Here is a 6,989-nt window from a genome sequence, read left to right as displayed (position 1 = left end):
GGCAAGTCCACCCTGCTACGCCTGTTTGCAGGCCTGGAACCTGTCGATGCAGGCGAAGTGCGGCTCGGTGACACAATCTTGTCGAGGCCCGACCACACGCTGCCACCGGAAAAGCGACACATCGGATTGATTTTTCAGGACTTTGCGCTTTTTCCCCACCTCACGGCGCTGCAAAATACCACGTTCGGCCTTGTCCACCTGCCACGCGACGAAGCCCGCGCCGTCGCCACGCAATGGCTGTCACGCCTCGGTCTGGGTGCTCGAAGCAGCGCCTATCCGCACGAGCTGTCGGGTGGCGAGCAGCAACGCGTCGCCATTGCCCGTGCCCTTGCGCCCAAGCCCGCCGCCATCCTGATGGATGAACCTTTTTCCGGCCTCGACCCGTCCCTGCGTGGCAGCGTACGCGAGGAAGCGCTCGATGCGGTCCGCGCCGCAGGCATCCCGGCGCTGCTCGTCACGCACGACCCAGCCGAAGCTCTCGAAAGCGCCGATTATATCGCGATCATGAGGGCCGGTCGCATCCTGCAGCAGGGCAAAGCCAGCGACGTCTATCTCAAGCCCCAGGGCGCCGATATCGCCGCCGCGCTCGGACCGGTGAACCGGATCGCCGGACGTGACATACCTGCCGGCCTGCTTGCCCAGCCCGTCGCCCCGGACGCGCTGGTCGTCATCCGGCCGGAAGGCGTGATCCCCGATGTGTCCGCCCCCGTCAGGGCCCGCGTCATCGCCAGCCGCCTCACGGGACCGATGTCGCGGCTGGTGCTCAATATCGGGAATCTCCAACTGACATCGTTGGTTCCGAGGAGCCTGGCCCCTGAGGCCGGAGTCGAAACAGGCGTACAGATCGACCCGGAACTCGCATTCATCTTCGCGTCAGGTGATTCCTGACAAATGTGTCATGGATGTTGCTTCCCCCTCGCCAATACCGGCGCGGCTGCTTAAGTTCAGGGGGTTGGTATCACCTAGAGGAGACGCCTGACATGGCGCGACACTTCCTGCGAATTGCTGCAACGGCCCTGGCCGCCGTCGCCTTTGCTGTCACGGCGTCGGCGCAAGGCCTGATCCGCGATGCCGAGATCGAGGAAACCCTGCGGGAATGGACCGATCCGATCCTCGCGGTCGCGGGCCTTAAACCAGCGGATGTCGGATTCTACATCATCAATGATCCGAGCCTGAACGCGTTCGTCGCGAACGGCCAGAATATCCATATCCATACCGGCCTGATCATCGCGGCGGAATCCTCAGCTCAGATCAAGGGCGTTATCGCGCACGAAACCTGCCATATCGCCTGTGGCCACAGCGTCAGTCGGCAACGGGCCGCCGAAGTCGCTTCGCGTCCGGCGCTCGTCTCGATCGGTCTCGGTATTCTGGCAATTGCCGCCGGAGAAGGTGGCGCCGGCGCCGCCCTGATCGGCAGTTCCCAGCAATTTTCGGCGCTCAATTTCTTCGTTCATACGCGAACGGAAGAATCCATGGCCGATGCCGCAGCCGTCGAATACCTGACACAGCTGCACCAATCGACGGGCGGCATCGTCGAATTCTTCGAGAAATTCCGGTATCAGGAAGTTCTCTCAAACGCGCGTCGTTACCCTTATTTCCGTTCACACCCGCTCGCGTCGGACCGTATTCGTGCCGTGCGCGACATGGCCGAAAAATCAGGCCTGATGAACGAACCGCCGACACCGCGCGAGCAGCTGCAATACGAGATGATGCGCGCCAAACTGATTGGTTTCCTCGATACGGCCAACAAGGTGCGTAATGAGTACCCCGCCAGCGACGTCAGCGCGCCAGCACACTATGCCCGGTCCATCGCCGCAATGCAGGCGTCCGACATTGATGTTGCCCTCAAGGAGGTCGACCTCCTCCTCGCGGAGCAGCCGGACAATCCCTATTTTAACGAACTGAAGGGCCAGATCCTGTTCGAGAGCGGCCGCACTGCTGAATCCGTCGCACCCCACAAGCGCTCGCTCGAACTCAAGCCGGGCCAGCCTTTGCTACTGATCAACTATGCAAGGTCCCTGAACGCCCGCGACGAGCCGGGCGATGTCGAAGCAGCCGAATCCGCGCTGCGCGATGCGCTGATTGCCGAACCTGAAAACGCCTTTGCCTGGGCGCAACTGGCCATCACGCTGGAGAAGCAGGGCCGCCGGGCAGAAGCCCAGCTCGCCACTGCAGAGTCGGCCTATTCAATCGGGGATATCGTCCGGGCGAACATGTTTGCCCACCGCGCCGTCGACCAGCTTGAACGTGGCACACCGATCTATCGGCGGGCCGACGACATCCTGCTGATCACCGACCCCAGCAATCCGGACAATCGGAATTTCTACAATCGCGCCAATCGCGGTCCCCGGTTTTCCGTCCAGACCAGCGGTCGCGACATGCCATTCGGCGATTTCGCTGCTGACGGACGCTGATCAACTTTCTGTCAGAGGCAATGGACGCTGTGCGGCCCGGTCGTATACACGGGACCAGAAATTGCTCCGGATTCAAGAATTGAGAAAGCCCTATCCATGATACGCAAACTGTTCACTGCAGCGGCGCTGACCGCAATCGCCCTGACACCAGCCTGCGCGCAGGATTCTTCTTCCGGCAAAATGGACCGGGCCGAAGTCGAGCAAATCGTCCGCGAATATATCACCGCGAATCCCCAGATCATTGAAGACGCGCTCGTCGCCCTCGGTGAACAGCAGCGCGCCGAAGCTGCCTCCGCTGCAAAAACGGCGATCAAGAGTAACAAGGACAAGCTTTACAGCCTTGCCAGCGACCATTCCATCGGCCCGGACGATGCCGAGGTTACCGTGGTAGAATTCTTCGATTATCGCTGCGGCTACTGCAAGCGCTCGGTCGATATGATCCAGGCGATGCCAAAGGACTATGACGGCAAGGTTCGGGTCGTGTTCAAGGAATTGCCAATCTTTGGCGGCATCAGCGAAACGGCGTCTCTCGCCGCGCTGTCGGCTGGCAAGCAGGGCAAGTACAATGCCATGCACGTCGCCTTGATGGACCTCAAGTCCAATGACGACCTGACTGAAAAACGCATCGATTCCATCGCAGAATCCATTGGCGTCAACGTCCAGAAAATGCGCGCCGACATGAAATCAATGGAAATCCAGAAACAGCTTTCCGACATGAAAGACCTTGGACGCACGCTTGGGGTTGGCGGCACACCAGGATTCTTCGTCGGAGAGACCCATATTGAGGGCGCTGATACCGCCAAGCTGATCGCGGCCATCAAAGCAGTGCTGGGCAGCTAGTCCTCGGACTCGACGCTGCCGCGCAAGGACTTGATCTCGCCCCGACGTTTTTTCGACGCGATGCGTCGCCGTACGCTGCCGGCCGTCGGTCGTGTCGCGACGCGCCGCTTCGGACGGATCGACGCTTTAAGGATCATCTGGGCGAGACGCTTGCGAGCAGCCTCGCGGTTCATCGGCTGGCTGCGGTGCTCGCTCGCCTCGAGGATCAAGCGACCGTCATTCGTGATCCGGCTGCCATAGAGCTTCGTGAACCGTGCCTTGACGTCTGCCGGCAAGGAAGACGCCTCGACATTCCAGGTCAGCTGGACGGCAGACGACACTTTGTTGACGTTCTGGCCGCCCGGTCCCGACGCACGCACAAAGGCTTCGCTCAGTTCCCAGGCGGGTACTGTCAATTCACCTGATACGCGAAGATCGCCAAATTCGGACATGCTGGATCCTTAACATGGTGTTCAGGTGGAGTTCAGCCCGCAATCGTTAAAACTTGCCTCAGGATTGCACCATTGTGCGGTCATCTACAGGAGGCGAGAACGCCATGAATCTGTTGAAGCATTTTGTACGCCTCATCGCGGCTACGGCGACGGTCGGCCTGCTAGCCGCGCCAATCGCGAGCGCCGACCAAGGACGACGCGACCATGACAATCGCGGCGGAAATTATTCGCGCGGTCATGATGGTCGCGGAAGCAATCGCGGTGATCGTGGCCGTTCTGACAATTATCGCAACAACAACCGTCGGCACGACACTTACCGCCGGCCACCGCCGCGCTATCATAGCCGGCCGCCTGCACGCGCCTATTACGCGCCGCCGCCCCGCTACTATGCACCTGCTCCGCGCTATTACGCTCCGCCGCCCCGCCACTACGCGCCGCGCTATTCGGTTGGCGGATACTACCACCCCCATGGACAAACGGTGTATATCCGCGACTACAATCGCTATGGCCTCTATGCGCCGCCGCGGGGTTATTATTGGGCACGCGATTATGACCGGGGGGATGCGATCCTCGCCTCCGTGGCCACCGGTGCCATCATCGGTCTCGTCGTTGGTGTGATTGCGACCAACTAGCCCAACTGACTGTATTTCCAGCACATGAGGAACGCCCGGACGCCACGTCCGGGCGTTTTCCGTTTCGGCGTCCAAAAGATCACCGGAAATGCGTCATGTTTACTTTTAATTGGCGCAAATCATGCTTAACTTCGAGTCGTCCGGGATGGTCCAGGACAAAGTCCGTGCAAGCAGCACGTTTGAAAGGAGGTGATCCATGTCGAGTGAGAAACCAGGTGAGGCCGTTGGGTCTGTGTCCTATGGTGTCTGGCTGGAGCAGCCTCCCGTCAGTACGTAGAGACATGGTAGGGCCGCTGTAACGCCGCCCGGACCTGACTTGCCCCATGGGCTCACGGAAGCCGCCCCTCGACAGGGCGGCTTCTTTGATTCTGCGCGTGAAGGACGCGGGTTACCTTGTCGCCAAAACAGGGCTATCTCCTGCGCAGGAATTTATTGGAGAGACGATCATGTCAGCGCTGACTCACGCGAAATCCGGATGGGCCATCGGCAAGGGAAAGCCACTCGCCATCATTGCCGGTCTGAACGTGCTGGAGAACAAGGCGCTCGCGCTGACCGTTGGAGCGCAGTTGAAAGCCATCTGCGCTGAACTCGGCCTGCCTTACGTGTTCAAGGCGAGCTTCGACAAAGCCAATCGCTCTTCCATCCACTCCTATCGGGGACCAGGGCTGGAAGAAGGCCTGAAAATCCTGAAGGAAGTGAAAGCCGAACTGGACGTGCCGATCTGTACCGACCTGCACACGGCTGAACAGGCCGAACCTGTTGCCGCCGTTGCTGACATTGTCCAGATCCCCGCCTTCCTCTGCCGGCAGACCGATCTCGTCGTGGCCACCGCTCGCGCCACGGCTAAGGCTGGCGGCATCGTTCAGGTGAAGAAGGCCCAGTTCATCGCGCCCTGGGACACAAAGAACATCGTCACCAAGATCGGTGAAGCGTCCGATGTGGGCGTCATCCTCTGCGAGCGCGGCTCCAGCTTCGGATACAACAATCTCGTCGTCGACATGCTGGGCATTCCGGAAATGCAGAAGCTCGGCTGCCCCGTCACCATCGACGCCACCCATGCCGTTCAGCTGCCCGGCGCCGACCCCCGCACCGGCGGCGCTTCGACGGGCGGCCGACGCGACGGCGTGGCAATCATTGCCAAGTCCGCCGTGGCTGCGGGTGCCGATGGCGTATTCCTTGAATTTCACACCGACCCTGACGCCGCCCTCTGCGACGCGCCGAGCTGCCTGCCGGTATCGGAAGCGAAGGCCCTTTTGGCGCAACTCAAGGCCCTGCACGAAGTGGTCCAAGGATAGGCTCATGTCGCGCCTGATCCTGTTCAACAAGCCGTACGGCGTGCTGTCGCAATTCACCGATGCCGGCACCACAGGATCGCCGCGCAAGACCTTGTCTGATTTCATCAATGTGCCCGGCGTCTATGCCGCCGGCCGACTCGACCAGGACAGTGAAGGCCTGCTCGTCCTCACCGACGACGGCCAGCTGCAGAACCGCATCAGCGACCCGAAATTCAAGCAACCGAAAACCTATTGGGCTCAAATTGAAGGTCTGCCTGATGATGCTGCCCTGCAAGCGCTGCGTTCCGGTGTGGTGCTGAAGGACGGCAAGACCGCTCCCGCCAAGGCCGAGTCCATTCCGGAACCCGAGAACCTATGGCCCCGCGATCCGCCGATTCGTTTCAGAAAGTCCGTGCCCGACAGCTGGATCAGCCTGACGATTACCGAGGGCCGCAACCGCCAGGTCCGCCGCATGACCGCCGCCGTCGGCCACCCCACCCTGCGCCTCATCCGAGCGCAGGTAGGCGATTGGCGCCTGGGGGAACTTCGCCCCGGCGAGTGGCGCCCCATTGCCGTCTAACCGCCACGCCCTTCACACGCGCCCGCAGCCAAGCTAGCAGACAGCGTACCCCCCTCATCGATCCTGCAACCGGACATCACCCAGGAGATTTCCTTGGCCATCATTACCCTCCCAACATGGTTCGACGAAAACGCGCCGCAATGGGCGAAAGATACCGTCATCTATATCGGGACCATCTGGAACCAGGGGGCCTATGGCCTGACCTATGGCGAGATTTTCACGTCAGTCGTCATCGTGTTGATCGCGCTCATGGTCCGTGGCCTGTTTGCACGAATTGTTGCGACAACCGTCATGCGTCTCACGTCCGGTACGAAGACAAGGCTCGATGACGCGCTCGTCGATTCGGTCTCGACACCGCTGAAGCTTGTACCTGTCATTATCGGCATCTATATCGCCCTGCAGGTCACGGATATTTCGGGAGATGCCGAGGTCTACGTCACCCGCATCCTGCGATCCATCATCACATTGGTCGTATTCTGGACACTGGCGCGCGCGGTAAATGCGTTCGAGTTCATTCTGGGCAACCTGCGCGACGCACTGTCATCAGCAGCCGTCGACTGGATGGTGAAAGCGCTTCAAATCATCCTCGTCATTCTCGGCCTCGGCGCTGTAGCCGATCAATGGGGCATCCAGATCGCACCGCTACTGGCTGGCCTCGGTGTACTCGGCATTGCCGTCGGCCTGGGCGCGCAGGATCTGTTCAAGAACCTCATCTCCGGCATCCTCATCATCGCCGAAAAACGCTTCATTCCGGGCGAGTGGATTCGCGTCGATGGCGTGGTCGAGGGCACGGTGGAGAAGATCAACTTCCGTTCAAC

8 protein-coding genes are annotated in these 6,989 nt (G+C 60.6%); 7 read left to right on the top strand and 1 reads right to left on the bottom strand.

Features of this window, described 5'->3' with window-relative positions; translation table 11 throughout:
• The 3 genes from AADA04_RS09235 to AADA04_RS09225 form a co-directional block, all read left to right on the top strand.
• Positions 1 to 888: ABC transporter ATP-binding protein (locus AADA04_RS09235; protein WP_340692969.1), on the top strand; the 888-nt coding region annotated here is incomplete at its 5' end.
• Between the two features lie 92 nt (positions 889 to 980).
• Positions 981 to 2,414: a M48 family metalloprotease gene (locus AADA04_RS09230; RefSeq protein ID WP_340692968.1), complete on the top strand. Its 1,434-nt coding sequence runs from the start codon at positions 981 to 983 to the stop codon at positions 2,412 to 2,414.
• Positions 2,415 to 2,510: 96 nt separating this feature from the next.
• On the top strand, positions 2,511 to 3,254 hold the full coding sequence (locus AADA04_RS09225) for a DsbA family protein (protein WP_340692967.1): 744 nt from the start codon (positions 2,511 to 2,513) through the stop codon (positions 3,252 to 3,254).
• Here the strand turns inward: AADA04_RS09225 and arfB are convergent.
• The gene (gene arfB, locus AADA04_RS09220; protein ID WP_340692966.1) at positions 3,251 to 3,685 is read right to left on the bottom strand and encodes an alternative ribosome rescue aminoacyl-tRNA hydrolase ArfB; all 435 of its coding nucleotides are present in this window, start codon (positions 3,683 to 3,685) and stop codon (positions 3,251 to 3,253) included. The two genes, AADA04_RS09225 and arfB, sit on opposite strands and share 4 nt — an antisense overlap.
• A 104-nt stretch (positions 3,686 to 3,789) precedes the next feature.
• Here arfB and AADA04_RS09215 point away from each other — a divergent pair, with 104 nt between their 5' ends.
• The 4 genes from AADA04_RS09215 to AADA04_RS09200 form a co-directional block, all read left to right on the top strand.
• Positions 3,790 to 4,317, top strand: a complete 528-nt coding sequence (locus AADA04_RS09215; protein WP_340692965.1) for an RcnB family protein — start codon at positions 3,790 to 3,792, stop codon at positions 4,315 to 4,317.
• A gap of 446 nt (positions 4,318 to 4,763) precedes the next feature.
• Positions 4,764 to 5,612, top strand: coding sequence for a 3-deoxy-8-phosphooctulonate synthase (gene kdsA, locus AADA04_RS09210; RefSeq protein WP_340692964.1), 849 nt, complete (start codon positions 4,764 to 4,766; stop codon positions 5,610 to 5,612).
• A gap of 4 nt (positions 5,613 to 5,616) precedes the next feature.
• The gene (locus AADA04_RS09205) at positions 5,617 to 6,171 is read left to right on the top strand and encodes an rRNA large subunit pseudouridine synthase E (RefSeq protein ID WP_340692963.1); all 555 of its coding nucleotides are present in this window, start codon (positions 5,617 to 5,619) and stop codon (positions 6,169 to 6,171) included.
• Between the two features lie 93 nt (positions 6,172 to 6,264).
• The coding region (locus tag AADA04_RS09200) for a mechanosensitive ion channel domain-containing protein (protein ID WP_340692962.1) at positions 6,265 to 6,989 on the top strand (725 nt) is incomplete at its 3' end.

This window comes from Hyphomonas sp., assembly GCF_037969335.1.
Lineage (GTDB): Bacteria > Pseudomonadota > Alphaproteobacteria > Caulobacterales > Hyphomonadaceae > Hyphomonas.
The sequence above is the reverse complement of the archived record's forward strand: the minus strand, read 5'-3'. Positions and strand labels throughout refer to the sequence as shown.

What these genes read in the sequence shown, in the direction of transcription:
- AADA04_RS09225 (WP_340692967.1), top strand. Translation starts at nt 2,511, where the DNA reads ATGATACGCAAACTGTTCACTGCAGCGGCGCTGACCGCAATCGCCCTG.
- arfB (WP_340692966.1), bottom strand. Translation starts at nt 3,685, where the DNA reads ATGTCCGAATTTGGCGATCTTCGCGTATCAGGTGAATTGACAGTACCC.
- AADA04_RS09205 (WP_340692963.1), top strand. Translation starts at nt 5,617, where the DNA reads ATGTCGCGCCTGATCCTGTTCAACAAGCCGTACGGCGTGCTGTCGCAA.
- AADA04_RS09230 (WP_340692968.1), top strand. Translation starts at nt 981, where the DNA reads ATGGCGCGACACTTCCTGCGAATTGCTGCAACGGCCCTGGCCGCCGTC.
- AADA04_RS09215 (WP_340692965.1), top strand. Translation starts at nt 3,790, where the DNA reads ATGAATCTGTTGAAGCATTTTGTACGCCTCATCGCGGCTACGGCGACG.
- kdsA (WP_340692964.1), top strand. Translation starts at nt 4,764, where the DNA reads ATGTCAGCGCTGACTCACGCGAAATCCGGATGGGCCATCGGCAAGGGA.